This is a genomic window from Flavobacterium sp. C4GT6 (assembly GCF_036347315.1).
Lineage (GTDB): Bacteria > Bacteroidota > Bacteroidia > Flavobacteriales > Flavobacteriaceae > Flavobacterium.
On record NZ_JAZGZU010000003.1, the window covers coordinates 19,443 to 36,439 of the forward strand.

11 protein-coding genes are annotated in these 16,997 nt (G+C 39.9%); 3 read left to right on the forward strand and 8 right to left on the reverse strand.

Features of this window, described 5'->3' with window-relative positions:
• Positions 1-48 precede the first annotated feature (48 nt).
• The 8 genes from V3Z67_RS04465 to V3Z67_RS04500 form a co-directional block, all read right to left on the reverse strand.
• Positions 49-1,269, reverse strand: a complete 1,221-nt coding sequence (locus tag V3Z67_RS04465) for an NAD(P)/FAD-dependent oxidoreductase (protein WP_330442176.1) — start codon at positions 1,267-1,269, stop codon at positions 49-51.
• A complete protein-coding gene (locus V3Z67_RS04470) occupies positions 1,266-1,952 on the reverse strand; it encodes a glycerophosphodiester phosphodiesterase (RefSeq protein WP_330442177.1) in 687 nt (228 codons plus the stop codon). The genes V3Z67_RS04465 and V3Z67_RS04470 overlap by 4 nt, the downstream gene beginning before the upstream one ends.
• A 94-nt stretch (positions 1,953-2,046) precedes the next feature.
• Positions 2,047-3,480, reverse strand: coding sequence for an alpha-amylase family glycosyl hydrolase (locus tag V3Z67_RS04475; RefSeq protein WP_330442178.1), 1,434 nt, complete (start codon positions 3,478-3,480; stop codon positions 2,047-2,049).
• A 5-nt stretch (positions 3,481-3,485) separates the two neighbouring features.
• Positions 3,486-5,321: a glycoside hydrolase family 13 protein gene (locus V3Z67_RS04480; protein ID WP_330442179.1), complete on the reverse strand. Its 1,836-nt coding sequence runs from the start codon at positions 5,319-5,321 to the stop codon at positions 3,486-3,488.
• Between the two features lie 69 nt (positions 5,322-5,390).
• Positions 5,391-7,700, reverse strand: coding sequence for a glycoside hydrolase family 65 protein (locus tag V3Z67_RS04485; RefSeq protein WP_330442180.1), 2,310 nt, complete (start codon positions 7,698-7,700; stop codon positions 5,391-5,393).
• A 1-nt stretch (position 7,701) separates the two neighbouring features.
• Positions 7,702-8,358, reverse strand: coding sequence for a beta-phosphoglucomutase (pgmB, locus tag V3Z67_RS04490; protein ID WP_330442181.1), 657 nt, complete (start codon positions 8,356-8,358; stop codon positions 7,702-7,704).
• Positions 8,359-8,371: 13 nt separating this feature from the next.
• The gene (locus V3Z67_RS04495) at positions 8,372-9,730 is read right to left on the reverse strand and encodes an MFS transporter (RefSeq protein WP_330442182.1); all 1,359 of its coding nucleotides are present in this window, start codon (positions 9,728-9,730) and stop codon (positions 8,372-8,374) included.
• A 204-nt stretch (positions 9,731-9,934) separates the two neighbouring features.
• On the reverse strand, positions 9,935-10,957 hold the full coding sequence (locus V3Z67_RS04500; RefSeq protein WP_330442183.1) for a LacI family DNA-binding transcriptional regulator: 1,023 nt from the start codon (positions 10,955-10,957) through the stop codon (positions 9,935-9,937).
• Between the two features lie 226 nt (positions 10,958-11,183).
• Here V3Z67_RS04500 and V3Z67_RS04505 point away from each other — a divergent pair, with 226 nt between their 5' ends.
• The 3 genes from V3Z67_RS04505 to V3Z67_RS04515 are packed head-to-tail and all read left to right on the forward strand — an operon-like array spanning position 11,184 to position 16,960.
• The gene (locus V3Z67_RS04505; protein ID WP_330442184.1) at positions 11,184-14,270 is read left to right on the forward strand and encodes a SusC/RagA family TonB-linked outer membrane protein; all 3,087 of its coding nucleotides are present in this window, start codon (positions 11,184-11,186) and stop codon (positions 14,268-14,270) included.
• A 19-nt stretch (positions 14,271-14,289) separates the two neighbouring features.
• Entirely contained in the window at positions 14,290-15,837 is a 1,548-nt protein-coding gene (locus tag V3Z67_RS04510; protein WP_330442185.1) for a RagB/SusD family nutrient uptake outer membrane protein, read from the forward strand.
• 16 nt (positions 15,838-15,853) lie between these two features.
• Positions 15,854-16,960: a SusE domain-containing protein gene (locus V3Z67_RS04515; RefSeq protein WP_330442186.1), complete on the forward strand. Its 1,107-nt coding sequence runs from the start codon at positions 15,854-15,856 to the stop codon at positions 16,958-16,960.
• The last annotated feature ends 37 nt before the right edge of the window (positions 16,961-16,997 follow it).

The following is a 16,997-nucleotide window of genomic DNA, read 5'->3' on the forward strand; positions in this document are numbered from 1 at the left end:
TTGGTTTTCAATAAGATGCCATAAAATTAAAAAAGTTGCGTGAAAAAACTAAATTTCTTCCAAAACCGATTGTGCAGCTATGTATCCCCCAGTCCAGGCATTCTGGAAATTAAAGCCTCCGGTAATGGCATCTATGTTAAGTATCTCCCCTGCAAAATAAAGATCCTTTTGCGTTTTGCTTTCCATTGTTTTGAAGTTTACCTCCTTTAATTCAATACCTCCCGCAGTAACAAATTCCTCCTTAAAAGTACTTTTACCGTTTACTTTAAACTCTCCGTTTACCAACTGCACTACCAGAGCCAGTAACTGCACCTTAGAAACATCTGCCCAACGTGCTTCTGCCGAAATCCCTGCTGCGTTAACAAGGCTATGCCATAAACGGTTAGGAAAATCAAACGGACAGTATTTTACGACGGTTTTTTTAGGCTGATTTTGTTTTAAGTCCCACAGGGTTTCTTCACATTCCTCAAAACCTGTTTCATTAAGCCAGTTTACCTGTAGAGTAAACTGGTAATTTTTATCAAAAAGCTCTCGGGCACCCCAGGCCGAAACCCTTAATATACCGGGACCACTCATGCCCCAGTGGGTTATAAGCAACGGACCGGATGCATTTAGTTTAGTGCCTTTTACCTTAACGGAAGCTACCGCCGAAATTCCCATCAAATCTTTAATTCGCGGGTCTTTTATATTGAAAGTAAACAATGATGGTACAGGAGGTACTATAGTATGCCCCAGTTCGTGCATCATATCCCACATTTTAGGATTGCTCCCTGTAGTCATTACCAGTTTTGCAGAAAGGTAAATTTCCTTTTGGGTCTCTATTTTCCAGTAATCTTCTGCCCTGTAGATGTTTTGAATGCTTTCTCCGGTTAGCACCTGTATTCCCAAATTTGCGGATGCATTTAAAAAACAGTCTATAATGGTTTGAGAACTGTCGGTTACGGGAAATATCCTTCCGTCTTCCTCAATTTTAAGTTCCACACCATGTCTTTCAAACCACTCAATGGTATCACCCGAACAAAAACGGTTAAAAGGCCCCTTTAGCTCCCTTTCCCCACGCGGGTAGAACTTTGCCAAATCATTAGGAATAAAACAGGCATGGGTTACATTACACCTGCCCCCACCCGAAATACGGACTTTAGATAGTACTTCTTTACCCCTTTCCAGTATGGCTATTTTAAGTTTAGGGTTACCCTCGGCTATATTAATTGCCGTAAAAAATCCGGCAGCACCCCCGCCGGCAATCACTACATCAAAACTTTTACTCATAAACGTTCGGGATAGTCAGACATAATTCCGTCAACCTCATATAATTTCATTCGTTCTATATCTTCAGGCTCATTTACAGTCCAGGTATATACCTTATAGCCTGCCTGCTGTGCTTTTTTCACATTGCTTTCGGTAAGCAGTGAAAAGTGCGGATGAATGGCTTTTGCCGAAAACTCCTGCGCCCATCTCCATGCCTGGGTAACACTGGCCTGTGTTAGTATACCCAAATGGATATTAGGGTTTATATCGTGCATTACCATTAATTCTTCCCTTTGAAAACTGGACACTATAAAGTCGTTATACGTAAAGCCTTTTTCGGCTATATACTTTTCCATAAGCTCTGAAACCGGAACCGCCGTATGGCGCCCCTTTAGTTCAATATTCAGGAAACATTTTTTACCTACCAAGTCCAAAACTTCCTCCATTGTAGGGATTTTATACTCCCCTTCCACTGTTAGTGCCTTTAGCTCGGCAAGTGTCATTTTATGTACTTCTCCAGAGCCGTTTGTTGTCCTGTCTACCGTGAAATCGTGTATTACTACCAGTTCTCCCGTACTGCAAACATGAACATCAAGCTCCAAACCGTTTACCCCCATATCAAGCGCATACTGAAATGAAGCCAGCGTATTTTCTGGCAAGAGAGCTTTTGCACCCCTGTGCCCAATTTTAAGGATTTGTGACATACCTGAATATTTTTGTAAAGATACTCCTAAATATACAAAAAAGCACAGGCAGAAAACTACCTGTGCTACTCTAACAACTATTTATGAGAAAAAATTACTTTGTGAGTACCCAATATTGCCAAGGGTCAAACTGTTGCTCCTGGCCGGGAGCAAGCTGTACCTTTTCGCCAGTAATGTAGTTGGTATAAGTACCTTCTACAGGTAGGGTAAAGGTTTGAGCATCCTTAGTAAGGTTAGCTACAAAAATTATTTTTTCACCATCTTTTTCTCTTGCAAAAGCAAGAATATTTTTATCTGCAGAAGTCGCTATCCTGTTATAATCAGCAGGGTGCTTTCCTCCGTTTAGTGCTTCATTAGTATTTTTAAGTACGCCCAGTTTTTCATAAATACTAAACATCTTTCCTTTTTCGTGAGAAATCTCATCTTTCTCAAAGAACTTTAAACGGCGGTCAAAATCATACTCCTGACCCGTATAGATAAGCGGCATACCCGGCATTACATAAGTTAATACTGCAAAAGCTTCGGCTGCGTCCCCCATTCTTTCATATTCGCTACCATTCCATGCATTCTCATCATGATTAGAAGTGAAGTTCATCCAAATATCCTCTTTCTTATAATCGCTTTCCTGTTTTACCATAAGGGCATCCCAGTCGGCAACTGTTTTTTCACCTTTGGCAATATCATTCATAAGGTGGTGGGCATTCCAGCCATACCCCATGTCAAATATTCCGTTAAACAGATAAGACTTATTAGACTCCATAAGCATAAACACAGGCTTTACTTCCTTAAGTTTAGGAACAGCAAACTGCCAGAACTCTGTAGGAACGTTATCGGCAACATCACAACGGAAACCGTCAATATTATGTTCCTTAACCCAGTATAGCATTTCGTTTTTCATAGGCTCATACAGCACTTTACTTGTATAGTCCAAATGTGCCACATCGGTCCAGCCCCAGCTTTCACCTGTTTCAGGGTTAAGCGGATCGGTCACTTCTCCTTTTGCATTTTTATGGTAATATTCAGGATGCTCTGTAATCCATTTATGATCCCAACCTGTATGGTTAGCCACCCAGTCCAGTATTACGTACATACCGTTTTCGTGAGCTGTATTTACCAGATTTTGGAAATCTTCCATTGTACCCAAATCAGGATTTATAGCAGTATAATCAGAAATGGCATAATAACTCCCTAAGTATTTTTTACGCTCTTCCGGATCCTGTATATCCTCTACCGAAAAGTCTCCGGTAGCTTTCCTGTTTTTCATGGAAATAGGATAAACCGGCATAAGCCATACTATTTTAACTCCCAGTTTTTTAAGTTCAGGAATATCTTTAGTAAAAGCATTAAAGGTTCCTTCCGGCGAATAGTTACGGATGTTAGCCTCATAGATAACGCTGTTCTCCATCATGGCATCACTAACCGGAGCAAGCTCTGCTTGTGCGATATCCTTAACCTCTTCCTGTTTCTTTTCGTTTTTACAGCTAACAAAGGCCGCAAGAAAAATTCCTAAAAGAATCGTTTTCCTCATATCTCTTATTTTAGTTCCAGTACCATAGCCGATTTTGGTTCCATGCTAATTTCGTTAGCAAGGTTCACTTTCTTTCCGGTAATTACATCGGTACCTGTTGTGTAGTTTTTAATGTTTTCGGTAAAACGTGCAGTACTAAATGTTCTTGTTTCGTTACTGTTGTTCATCACTACCATTACACTCTCTTTTGTGTTATGCCTAAAGTACACATACACGTTATTGTCCGGCAGGTAATGGGTGGTTTTACCGTTATGGATAACCTCCTTATTTTTTCTCCAGTTCAGCATTTTTGAAGTGAACTCAAAAAACTGTTGCTGCTGTGCTGTACGTCCTGATTTTGTAAAGGCATTATTGCTGTCGCCGTTCCATCCACCCGGGAAATCCCTGCGGATATCGGCATCACCCATACCTTTATCTCCCGCCATACCTATTTCACTACCGTAATATATTTGCGGAATACCACGAACAGTAGCAATAAGGGTTAAGGCCATTTTGTATTTGTTTAGATCGCCTTTGTATATCTCGTTAAAACGGCCTGTATCGTGGTTTTCCATAAATACAAGTATGCTGTTTACATTTGGATACAAAAAGTCGTTAGTGAAGTTATCATATACTCTTTGCATACCCGCATCCCAACCTGAATGGTCTTCGTTAAACACTCCGCCAATAGCATCGTGCAGGGTAAAGTCCATCACACTTGGCAGGTAAGAATTATAGCTTTGTATAGCTGCTATCTTACTGTCTTTTTGCCAGTAGGCCATTTGCGCCTGATCGTGCATCCAAACCTCACCTACAATATTAAAGTCAGGATATTCATCTGTTATAGCTTTTGTCCATTTAGCAATACCTTCCTTATCGTTGTACGAATACGTATCTACACGGAAACCGTCAAGATCGGCATACTCTATCCACCAAATGGCGTTTTGTGTAAGATAGTTTAACACCAATGGATTAGACTGATCTAAATCGGGCATTGAAGGCACAAACCAACCTTCCATACACTGCCTGGCATCAGTTTGTGATGCATTTGGGTCGAACTGAGTGGTCATCCTGTAATTGGATTGCGAATACCCCGGAAACTGGTGAATCCAGTTGTATGAAGGCAAGTCCTTATACATCCAGTGTTCTGCACCCCAGTGATTGGTTACATAGTCCATAACCAGTTTCATATCGCGCTTTTTAAGCTCTGCCGAAAGACGTACATAATCTTCATTAGTGCCATACCTTGGGTCTATTCTGTACACATCACTTTGTGCATAACCGTGGTATGAGTAACCCTTATCATTATCCTCACAAAGTGGCGTACTCCATATAGCTGTTACTCCAAGTTCTTCCAGATAATCCAGGTTTTTGATAATCCCTTCAATATCCCCACCATGCCTTCCGTTTGGCTGACTCCTGTCGGCTTTTTCGTTTAGCTCTTTACTGGTGTCGTTATCCGGGTTACCGTTTGCAAAACGATCGGGCATTAAAAGGTAAATCACGTCCGACGCATCAAAACTATTTTTCTGCGAAGCCTCTTCCTTCCTCTCCTTAAGCATGTATTTCTCACTGAAAGCCGTTTTGTTTTTACTGTTCTTAAAGTCAAAAACAAGCTCTCCGGCAGGAAGCCCTTTAGTATCTATGGTCACAAAAACATAGTTTGGATTTTCGGTTTTGATTACGTTGTTAATAACCACTCCGTCGCATACCGGCTGATACTGCGCTATGTTTTTTCCGTAAAACATAATTTGCAGTTCGGGGTTATGCATGCCGCTCCACCAAAAAGGTGGTTCTACCCTGTTTGCCTGTGCAAAAGTGAAAGCACAGCTAAAAAGTAATAGATAAAATATTTTTTTCATGTGTAGTAATTTGATGCAGTATTGTAAAAAGCCTGTAGCCCTTTAAAGGTACTACAGGCTGTATGATCATTATATTGTTACTGCCCTGTTTGGCTCTACTTTAACTTCTTTACTATGTACAAATACGGTAAGCTCCTTATCGCCTTCAAGGTCAAAACGTGTTTCTCCCGAATGTACCGATATCTTCACGATTTGGTTCCTGAAATTGATTTTGAACGAATATCCTTCCCACTGTTCAGGGATTCTAGGTTCAAAATGAAGATTCCCGTTTTTAACACGCATCCCTCCAAAACCTTCTACAATACTCATCCAGGTACCTGCCATACTGGTAATATGAAGCCCTTCCTTCACCTCTTTGTTATAATCGTCAAGATCAAGACGGGATGTTCTGAGATAGAATGTATAGGCCTGCTCCATCCTGTCCAGTCCGGCTGCCTGTATAGAGTGTACACATGGCGAAAGCGACGACTCATGTACCGTAAACGGCTCATAGAAATCGAAATGCTTCTCGAGGTCTTCTCTCGTAAAATGATCTTCAAAGAAATAAAAGCCCTGTAGTACATCGGCCTGTTTGATGTATGGCGAACGAAGAATCCTGTCCCACGACCATTTTTGGTTGATAGGCCTTTGCGAACGGTCAAGATCGCTTACCCTTACCATTTCCTTATCAAGAAAACCATCCTGCTGCAGAAATACGCCATACTCTTCAGAATACGGGAAGTACATATTATCGGCTACTTTCTGCCATTGCTGAATCTCTTCGGCAGTAAGGTTAGTCAACCCCATTATACGGCTATGATCGGCAGTAAACTCATCTTTTACCTTAGTGATATTCTCTATAGCATAGTTAATACACCATTGTGCGATATAGTTAGTATACCAGTTATTGTTTACGTTATTCTCATACTCATTAGGCCCTGTTACACCAAGTATCACATACTTGTTTTTATCTGTAGAGAACGTTGCCCTTTGATGCCAGAAACGTGCAATACCAATTAATACCTCAAGTCCTTTTTCAGGAATGTAGCTGTAATCTCCGGTAAAACGGTAGTAGTTGTATATGGCAAAAGCAATAGCCCCGTTACGGTGAATTTCCTCAAAGGTAATTTCCCACTCATTATGGCATTCCTCCCCGTTCATGGTAACCATAGGGTATAGTGCCGCACCGTTAGTAAAGCCAAGCTTTTGTGCATTCTCTATAGCTTTCCCTAACTGGTTATGACGATAGGTTAAAAGGTTACGTGCCACCTGTTGGTCTTTAGTTGCCATATAAAACGGAATACAGTAAGCCTCGGTATCCCAATAGGTACTACCTCCGTATTTCTCTCCTGTAAATCCTTTAGGACCTATATTAAGCCTTGGATCTTTACCTAAATAGGTTTGGTTTAACTGGAAAATATTAAAGCGGATACCCTGCTGTGCTTTTACATCGCCATCAATGGTAATATCGGCCATTTCCCAAATACCTGCCCAAGCCTGTTTCTGTTCTTCAAGTAAGGCATCATACCCTTTGCTAACGGCATTAGCAATTACATTTTTGGCAGCATCAATTAATGCTCCTTCTTCATGGTTAAGGGATACGGTATACCCACCAAATTTCACAATAGCAGCCGTTTCACCCTGCTTGGCATCTACACGATAACTAAACTGAACCTTATCGTTAGTAGCTACAGTATCCTCTGCCACGGCAACCACTTCGGCACCATTAAGTAACAGACTGTTATGCATGTAAGTAGCAGCCGTAAAATGGGTTTTGAAAGTACGTGCCGTTACAAAGGCATCGTTACCGGAATGTTGTACATCCAATGGTTCCCAAAACTTCTCTTCCCAGTTGGCATCCTCATTTTTTACCCCTGCATCCACATAAGGCTTGTATACGATTTGTGCCGACTGGTTAACCGGAGTCACCTCATATTTTATAACACCCAGCTCATCTGAAACAAGAGATAAAAACCTCCTTACATTTACTGCCACTTCTGTACCGTTTTGCAGTACTGCTGTAAACGAACGGTTGTACCACCCTTCTTTCATGTTAAGCTCGCGCTTGTAATTTTTTATTTGCTTACAGATATTAAGGTCTAATGCTTCACCGTTTACCTGTACCTCTATACCAATCCAGTTTGGTGCGTTTAAAACTTTTGCAAAGTATTCAGGGTAGCCGTTTTTCCACCATCCCACTTTAGTTTTATCCGGATAGTAAACACCTGCTATGTAGCTCCCCTGAAAGGTTGGGCCCGAATAGTGCTCCTCAAAATTGGCACGCTGACCCATAGCCCCGTTACCGATACTGAACAGACTCTCGGATGATTTTACCCTGTCTGCCTCAAACCCTTCTTCTATTATCGACCAATTATCCGGTACTATATAATCCTGATTCATTTTATTCGTTTACTAAGGTTTTTAAAAAGTTGTTGTCGATTTCAGTAAAATCGTTGAAGTTAAATCGGGCTTCGTTCAGGATATCTTTATGTCCTATGCCCACACTTACCATATTGGCAATATTTGCTGCCTGTACACCCGCCACCGAATCTTCAAAAACGATGGAATCCTGTGCTGTTTTGCCCAGCAGTTGTGCTGCCCTTACAAAAACCTCAGGATCGGGCTTTGCATTGGTAACATCGTTACCATCTACAATAGCGTCAAAATAATGCAGTATGTTTACCTTTTCCAGTATTGGCCTTGCATTTTTACTTGCAGAACCCAATGCTATAAGCTGACCGTTTTCCTTTAAAAAATCAATTACAGGTACTACCCCTTCCAAAATTTCATCTTCTTTCATATTGGTAATGTACCCCAGGTAGTCCTCGTTTTTTTCTACAAGCCACTTATCCTTATCTTCCTGTGAGGCCTCTATGTTCCCTAAACCTAAAATGATTTCAAGGGAGCGCACGCGGCTCACACCCTTTAATAATTCGTTATGTTCGTGCGTAAAGTCAATACCCAGCTGTGCAGCTATTTTTTGCCAGGCTAAATAGTGGTATTTTGCAGTATCTACAATAACCCCGTCAAGGTCGAATATAAATGCTTTCTGCTTCATTTAGTCTTTTCTGTTATAATATTTCTGAATTCGATTTTAGGTCGTCTACGTCTTTTACCCTAAACACAAGCATTGCCGCTATAATAAGGCTCACACCGCTTGTTACAATGGCAAAAATGGCATCGTTGTTATAAAGGTATTTAACCATAGGGCCGCCTATAAGGGCATTTATGATTTGAGGAATCACGATAAAGAAGTTGAATATCCCCATATAAACTCCCATTTTTAAAGGAGGTATGGATCCTGCCAGTATTGCATAAGGCATAGCCAGTATACTGGCCCATGCAATACCTACACCTATCATTGGGAGTATAGCCCAATACTCATCTGAAACAAAGTAGATGGAGATAAGGGAAATCCCTCCTATAATTAGAGAAATGGTATGGGTTAGTTTTCTTCCTATATTTTTGGCTATTACAGGTAGTGCAAAAGCAAAAATACCTGCCACTAAATTGTATACTCCAAAAAGGACCCCTACCCAGTCTCCGGCATCATTGTATGCCTGGCTTGAGGTATCTTCAATTGCCAGTCCGTAAATATGATGGGCAATTGCAGGAGTGGTAAACACCCACATACCAAAAAGCCCGAACCATGAGAAAAACTGTACCCAGCTTAACTGTCGCATGGTAACCGGCATATGCTTAAAATCTGTAAAGATATCTGTAAGCTTTGGTTTGTTAACCGGTGCAGGAATTTCATCTGCTGGATCCTCAAAGGCTTTCAGTTCTTGGGGAGTATATTCTTTGGTTGTAGCAACAGTTATAATTATAGTTAATACAAGTATAGCTGCCCCTATAATAAAAGAAAGGGTAAGATTTAATGGCACTCCATTATTAACTGACTCATTTGAAACTCCAAGCCAGTTTGTTAATACATAAGGTAGCCACGAACCTATAACCGCACCAAAACCTATAAGTACTGTTTGCATACTGAAACCTAATGTTCTTTGATCTGTATGCAGGTTATCAGCAATAAGAGCCCTAAAAGGTTCCATAGCAATATTAAAGGAGGCATCCATAATCATTAGCATACCTGCCCCAACCCATAATGTGGGGAAAACTGCTGTAAAAATATCTGCCTGTGGCATTAATATTAAACCTACCGAAGCAAGTACTGCCCCTACAAGGAAGAATGGTCTTCTCCTGCCCAGCTTAGTCCATGTATTATCACTGTAGTGGCCTACTATAGGCTGAACGATTAACCCCATAAGCGGAGCGACAATCCAAAACCAGGAAAGCTCGTGCACCTCGGCACCAAATGTTTGGAGAATACGGCTGGCAAAGCCATTTTGCAGGGCAAAACCCATTTGTATTCCCAGGAAACCGAAACTCATGTTCCATATTTCCCAGAAACCTAATTTACGCTTTTCCATTATCGTAATTTAAAATTCATAATACGATAAGCGCGTAGCTTATCAAAACTTACTTTTTGTTGCGAAGTGAAGTATAAGCTTTGATAATCAGTGACAAATATATAGCATTTTTAATGTACAAATGCTGTTTTAAATATTAAATTTTTTATTGAATAGTGTAAAATTAAAAAAATAAACAACTGAAATACAAACAGATAAACAAAACTACAACGTTGGCGTAGATTCTCTTTCCACCAAGTGTGTCTCTATAACTTCAGTACGGTAATGCTCGTCTTCCTCCTCCATTTCAAGGCGGTCAATAAGCATTTTAGCAGCGCTTCTTCCCATCTTTATACCATTTTGGCTAACGGTTGTAATGGCAGGACTGGAGAACTGCGAAATAATACCATCGGTAAACCCTATTACCGAAAGATCATCAGGCACATTAACCCCCATTTTAGCCGCCAGTTTTATACAGGTAACGGCAAACAGCTCGTTAACCGCAAATATGGCATCGGGCTTTTGTTCTTCCAGAAGTCGTTCTATTTTAACCGAGCAGTTATCAATATCCTCTATCTTAACAATCATGTCCTCTTCGGCCATCATATTATTATCCCTAAGGGCTTTAAGGTAACCTTCGGTTCTTAGCTTACCCACACTCACATAGTCTACCGTGGTAACAAGAGCTACTTTTTTAAATCTTTTATTAATAAGGTAATCTACCGCTTCATAAGCTGCCATTTGGTCGTCTATAATTACCTTATCGCAAAAAACATCGTTAGTAATCCTGTCAAACATCACAACAGGCATCCCTTGGTTAATAACCTCTACAATATGGTGAAAATCCTTTTTAAGTTGGGTTTCCTTTGATAGCGACATAATAAAACCGTCTATACTCCCCGTAGCAAGCATTTCCATGTTGATTACCTCCTTATCAAATGACTCATCCGACAGGCACACAATTACATTATATCCGTTTTCGTTTGCCACCTGCTCTATACCGCTAATAACAGTAGCGAAAAAGTGATGTACAATTTCCGGTATTATAATACCAATAGTTTTGGTTTTCTTGTTTTTAAGACTTAATGCAATATTATTAGGCTTGTAATTATATAGTTTCGCAAATGCCTGAACCTTTTGCTTTGTATCTTCACTAATTTCAGGACTGTTTCTCAGCGATTTAGACACTGTAGAGATAGATACATCCAGTTCCCTTGCAATTTGCTTTAGAGTGACTTTTCTTTTCATTTCGTCGATAAAAAATAACTTTTCGTAACTAAAGGTAGTTTTAATTTTTATTAGTCGCAATATTCCCACCTAAATATTGTAAATTAAAGAAAGTTTTCAACACGCAAACGTTTTCGGTGGGGTGTAATTACGAAAACGTTTTTTTATGCGGAGATTTTACATAATTTTAACATACGAAGTGAATTATAAGCAAAAACAAAACACAAAATTAACCCAAACAAATTGTATGAGAACAACGTATAAAAAGTTATTGCTTTTATTACTACTGTTACCATTTAGCGTGCTGGCTCAGAGCACCTTATCGGGAACCGTAAGTGATAGCGCAACCGGGGAACCTCTCCCTGGAGTTAATGTAATTGTTGAGGGTACAACTAACGGTGTCGCAACAAACATAGACGGTAAATATTCGCTGTCTGATGTTAAGAGCGGAGACATTATTGTATTCAGCTTTATCGGTTATGCCGATCAGGTTTTACAATACAACGGAGAAGCGACCTTAAATGTTGTATTACAGGAAGATTCCACTCAACTTGAAGAGGTAGTAGTTATAGGTTATGGTACTACTACTAAAAAAGATGCTACAGGTGCTCTAACCACCGTAACTTCTAAAGACTTTACTAAAGGAGCCGTTATGAGTTCTGACCAGCTTATTGTTGGTAAAGCTCCGGGGGTAAGGATTACAAATGCAGGTGGTGCGCCGGATTCGGCACCAAACATCAGGATTAGGGGCGGAAGTTCGCTTTCGGCAAACAACAACCCTCTTATCATTATAGATGGTATACCTATTGATAATGTTAACCCTGCAGGTGTAAACAACCCTTTATCACTGGTTAACCCTAACGATGTAGAATCGTTTACCATACTTAAAGATGCTTCGGCAACTGCTATTTATGGTTCAAGAGCTTCTAACGGTGTAATTATCATTACTACTAAAAAAGGTACTTCGGGAGCACCTAAATTCAATTATTCATCGTATGTAGCTATAGGTAAAGCTAATGACCTAGTTAATATGATGGACAGTTCTTCTTTCGTTAGATTTATTCAGGAATACCATCCTGATTATACTAACTACCTTGGTGTGGACGACCCAACTACCGATATAGAAGACGACCCAACTACAGCAGCTATTGAAGGACGCAGAATATATGACACTAACTGGCAAAAAGAGATTTTAAGAACTTCTATTTCTACAGACCATAACTTTAGCGCCAGCGCAAATCTTTTCGGGAAAGTTCCGTTTAGAGGATCTGTTGGTTATACCAAAAATGAAGGGGTAGTTAAAACAAATGATTACGAGCGTTATACTACATCTTTAAAATTCAGCCCTACTTTCTTTGACAATCACTTAAAGGTAGATGTTAATGCTAAAGGTTTCTGGATTGACAAAAACACTGTAGATGAAGGCGGTGCTATAGGTGGTGCCCTTAACATGGATCCTACAAAACCAATTTATGCTGATAGTGACGTAAACAACTTTGGCGGATACTACCAAAACACTACTGATCGTGAAGATTCTAACCCTTATGATTTTGACGGACAATACAATCCCGTAAATCTTTTACAGGAAAGAAGAAGACCGGAGGTGGTTAACAAGTTTATTGGTAACGCACAGTTTGATTACAAAATGCACTTTTTACCTGAGTTAAGAGCAATTGTGAACTTAGGCGCAGAGGCTTCAAGAGCAAAAATACTGGAACAGTACAGCGACTATGCTTTTGCTACCTACCAGTATGATAACATAAATGATAACTTTATTTTTAATCCTGGTGCCAACTACAGAGAGACACAACATATTACAAACAAAACTTTAGACTCTTATCTTGCCTATACTAAAAACTTTTCTGGTTTCTTAACCCGAGTTGATGCTCAGGCCGGTTACTCTTACCAAAGCTTTGTAAACGATGGTTATAAAACCATTTACCAGTACAATACTCAAACAGGTGTAAGAGAAGTAAGAGAAAACGAATCTAACCCTCAAAACAGGTATTACAATAAAATGGTTTTACAATCATTCTTTGGTCGTGCTAATGTTGATTTATTAGACAAATACCTGTTCACTTTCACATTAAGAGCAGACGGATCGTCACTTTTCCGTGAAGACAAGCGCTGGGGCTACTTCCCTGCTGTAGGTGCTGCATGGAGAATAACCGATGAGTCTTTTCTTAAAAATAACAAAACCATTAAAAACCTTAAACTTCGTTTAGGATATGGTATTACAGGTCAGCAGGATATTACAGGCATTGGAGGTTTTTACCCTAGCTCAGCTATTTTTAGCCCTGGTGATCCAAACAGCCAGTACCTTCCGGGTACAAGCACTTACAGTGCAAACCCTTTTAATGACCAGTTAACATGGGAAAAAACCACAACTTATAACATTGGTTTAGATTTTGACCTGTTTAACAACAGTCTTCTTTCGGGTAGTTTAGAATTATATCAAAGAAATACCGACGATCTTCTTGTACAATCTTCTGTACCTCCGGGACAGTATCTTACTAATGAGATTACACAAAATGTAGGCTCTATGGAGAACAAAGGTGTGGAATTTGCTTTAACGGTAAGACCAATTGTAACTCAGGATTTCACATGGGAAGTATCGGGTAACTTTGCCTACAATATTGGTAAGGTAACAGACCTTAAGGATTTAGAAAGAATTGATGCTACAGAGTCTGGTTTACCGGTACAAACAGGTGCAAGAATGGCACGTCACGCAGTAGGTGAACAACCATACTCTGCATGGGTATTCGAGCAGCTTTATGATTCATCAGGAAACCCTATTGTTGGTGCCTTTAAAGATCGTAACGGTGACGGTGTAATCACTAATGATGACAGATATTATAAAGCATTAAGACCTAACTGGACTTATGGTTTCAGCACTAACTTTACTTACAAAAACCTAGACTTTTCAGCTAGTTTCCATGGACAGGCAGACGGACAGGTTTATAACTCTGCTAAACTTGTAGGGGGATGGGTAGACAGAGCGCTGCCTAACAACACTAACAGTCTTAACAATGTAATTAATTTTTATGAAGGTGCCGCAGATCCAAGCTTTAGAACCATTAGAGGTAATATTCCGTTATCTGATTACTACCTTGAAAATGCAAGTTTCCTGAGATGTGACAACATCACAGTAGGCTACCGTATTAACAACCTAATAAAAGACGGACAGGGATCGCTAAGGCTTTATGCAGCTGTTAACAACGCATTCCTTATCACTAACTACTCAGGCCAGGATCCGGAGAACTTTAATGCAATTGATAACAATTTCTACCCGAGACCAAGAATTTACAGCGTAGGCTTAAATTTTGACTTCTAATAAAAAAATTATTATGAACATGAGAAAACTAAATAAAAAGATAATTCTTGGAATGAGTGCCATGGTACTGCTATTCTCTTCATGTACTGATGATTTGAATACAGAGCCTAAGGTAGAATTATCTATAGAAAACCTGCTGGCAAAAGACCCTGACGCTATAGAAGGGCTACTATCTAAAATGTATGGCACCTTTGCTCTTTCGGGACCTAACGGACCGGGAAGTTCTGATATTTTAGGGCCAGACCCGGGTGAGACGGCTTTCCTTAGGGGTATTATTAACCTTCAGGACTTTACTGCTGACGATATGAAAAACCGTTGGGGTGATGATGGTCTTGATCAGTTAACCACTACTTCTAATTGGGATCCTAACAACAAATTCTTTAAATACCTTTATGACAGGGTATATTACATAGTACCACAAACTACAAATATCATCAAAATACTTGATGGTGTGGATGTAGAAAACGAAGCACAAATTGTAGGCGAGCTACGTTTTATAAGATCGTTAGCTTATTACTATATGATAGACTGTTTTGGTAAAGGTGTTATTGTAAATGAAACCAACTATGGTGAAACCACTCCGCTAAACGAATCTACAAGAACAGAATTATTTGAATTTGTAGAACAGGAATTATTATCTATTGAGGATATAATCCCCGAAACTAATAGCTATGGTAGAGCAAACAAAGCTACTGTACAAATGCTTTTAGCTAAGCTTTACCTTAATGCCGAAGTTTATACCGGTACACAACGTTATGACGATGCACTTACTTATACTGTAAAAGTTATTGATGCAGGTTATAGTCTTGCTCCTAACTTTGTAAGTCTGTTCTCTGCTGATAACGATAACAATACAGAGATAATTTTCCCTTTAATTGCAGATGCTGTATCTAGCCAAAGTTATGGCAACACCACTTATATAGTAAACGGTTCTCTTAGTACAGAGACAATGAACATACTTGATTTTGGAGCTACCGATGCCTGGACAGGACACAGGGCTACAAAAGCTTGGTATGGTCTTTACGGAGACCTTGAAACATCGCCAGACGACAGAGCAGAACTGTTTTGGACAGAAGGACATAATTATGAAATGGAAGATTATAAAACTTGGGCAGATGGTTATCCGTCAATTAAGTTCAGGAATACAAACTTTAACGGTTCATCAACAGCTACCAGTTTCTCAAGCACTGATTTTCCTTTGTTTAGACTTGCCGATGCTTACCTGATGTATGCCGAATGTACATTAAGAGGTGCTGCAGGAGGTTCTGACAGCCAGGCCTTAACTTACGTTAACCAGGTAAGAGAACGTTCGCACGCTACTGCAATATCTGCAGGAGAACTAGACCTTGATTTCATTCTTGACGAAAGAGCAAGAGAGCTTAACCTTGAAGGACACAGAAGAACAGACCTTATTCGTTTTGGCAAATTTACAGGTGGTACTTACCTATGGCCATGGAAAGGAAATACACTAAACGGTACATCAATACCGTCTACATACAAACTGTTCCCTATCCCTCAAAGTGCCCTACAGGCAAACGTTAACCTAACACAAAACCCAGGCTACTAATTTAAAAATGACCACGATGAAAAAAATATTTAACTTTTCTGTCCTTGCTTTATTATTCATGTCGGTACTGTCATGTTCAAGCGATGATGATATTACGATTGTTGAATCAGACTCTGCTCCGGTACTTATCTCTCCGGAAGATGGCAGCAGCATTGTTTTAACAGAAGACCTTGCAGACAACCCTGCACTTACACTGGTATGGGATCATAGTGTTTACACTGTAGATACTGAAATTGACTATACTATTGAAATGGCTGTTTCGGGTACTGACTTTGCTGCTCCTGCAGTTGCCGGTACTACTAACACAAAAGTGTACTCATTAAACGTAGCAGAACTTAACACTATTGCCATTGGTCTAGGTTTAGAACCTTTTGTACAAGGCAGTGTAGATGTAAGAGTTACTTCATCACTTGGTGATAATGCAGACCTTCCTATGGTTTCTAATGTTATTTCTTTAAACATTACTCCTTATGTTACTATAGAGCCGGTAGACCCACAATTATTCTTTGTAGGTGCTCCTCAGGCATACTATGGTCTTAACGCATGGGACAACACTACAGCTATCCCAATGAGATATATTGGTGACGGTACTACTATGGTATTTGAAGCTTATGTAAAAGTTGGTGCTGCAGATGGATTTAAATTCATTGGCGTTCAGGGAAGCTGGGACGATGGTAACTATGGTACTGTAGGTGGTGCTCAGGATGGTAACCTTGAAAACTCAGGAGGAAGCAGCGACATTAAAGTTGCCGAAACTGATGGTGATGGTTTGTATTACGTATGGGTAGACATTGACAATCTTGAATATAAAGCCATTAAAATGGACTGGGGTATTATAGGTAGTGCTACAGCAAACGGATGGGATGGCGAAACGGCTATGACTTACGACTTTGAGAACAACAAATACACTATTGCTGCTACACTTGCAGAAGGTGAAATGAAATTCAGATCTTCTAACACAGGTGATTTTATAGCGGGTGATGCCTGGAAGTTTAACGTTGGTAACAGTGACCCAATGGTTACTTACGATCCGGGTGCTCCAAACTTCTCTGTTAGTGCAGGAAGTTACAACATAGAATTCTCTCTAGACTTTGTTGGTACAGCAACTGTATCAGGACTATAATAATTACTTAAAAAAAGGGCTGTTTTCACAGCCCTTT

Excerpts from the sequence above, each read along its gene's own strand:
- V3Z67_RS04465 (WP_330442176.1), bottom strand. The coding sequence starts at position 1,269 with ATGAGTAAAAGTTTTGATGTAGTGATTGCCGGCGGGGGTGCTGCCGGA.
- V3Z67_RS04470 (WP_330442177.1), bottom strand. The coding sequence starts at position 1,952 with ATGTCACAAATCCTTAAAATTGGGCACAGGGGTGCAAAAGCTCTCTTG.
- V3Z67_RS04475 (WP_330442178.1), bottom strand. The coding sequence starts at position 3,480 with ATGAGGAAAACGATTCTTTTAGGAATTTTTCTTGCGGCCTTTGTTAGC.
- V3Z67_RS04480 (WP_330442179.1), bottom strand. The coding sequence starts at position 5,321 with ATGAAAAAAATATTTTATCTATTACTTTTTAGCTGTGCTTTCACTTTT.
- V3Z67_RS04485 (WP_330442180.1), bottom strand. The coding sequence starts at position 7,700 with ATGAATCAGGATTATATAGTACCGGATAATTGGTCGATAATAGAAGAA.
- pgmB (WP_330442181.1), bottom strand. The coding sequence starts at position 8,358 with ATGAAGCAGAAAGCATTTATATTCGACCTTGACGGGGTTATTGTAGAT.
- V3Z67_RS04495 (WP_330442182.1), bottom strand. The coding sequence starts at position 9,730 with ATGGAAAAGCGTAAATTAGGTTTCTGGGAAATATGGAACATGAGTTTC.
- V3Z67_RS04500 (WP_330442183.1), bottom strand. The coding sequence starts at position 10,957 with ATGAAAAGAAAAGTCACTCTAAAGCAAATTGCAAGGGAACTGGATGTA.
- V3Z67_RS04505 (WP_330442184.1), top strand. The coding sequence starts at position 11,184 with ATGAGAACAACGTATAAAAAGTTATTGCTTTTATTACTACTGTTACCA.
- V3Z67_RS04510 (WP_330442185.1), top strand. The coding sequence starts at position 14,290 with ATGAGAAAACTAAATAAAAAGATAATTCTTGGAATGAGTGCCATGGTA.
- V3Z67_RS04515 (WP_330442186.1), top strand. The coding sequence starts at position 15,854 with ATGAAAAAAATATTTAACTTTTCTGTCCTTGCTTTATTATTCATGTCG.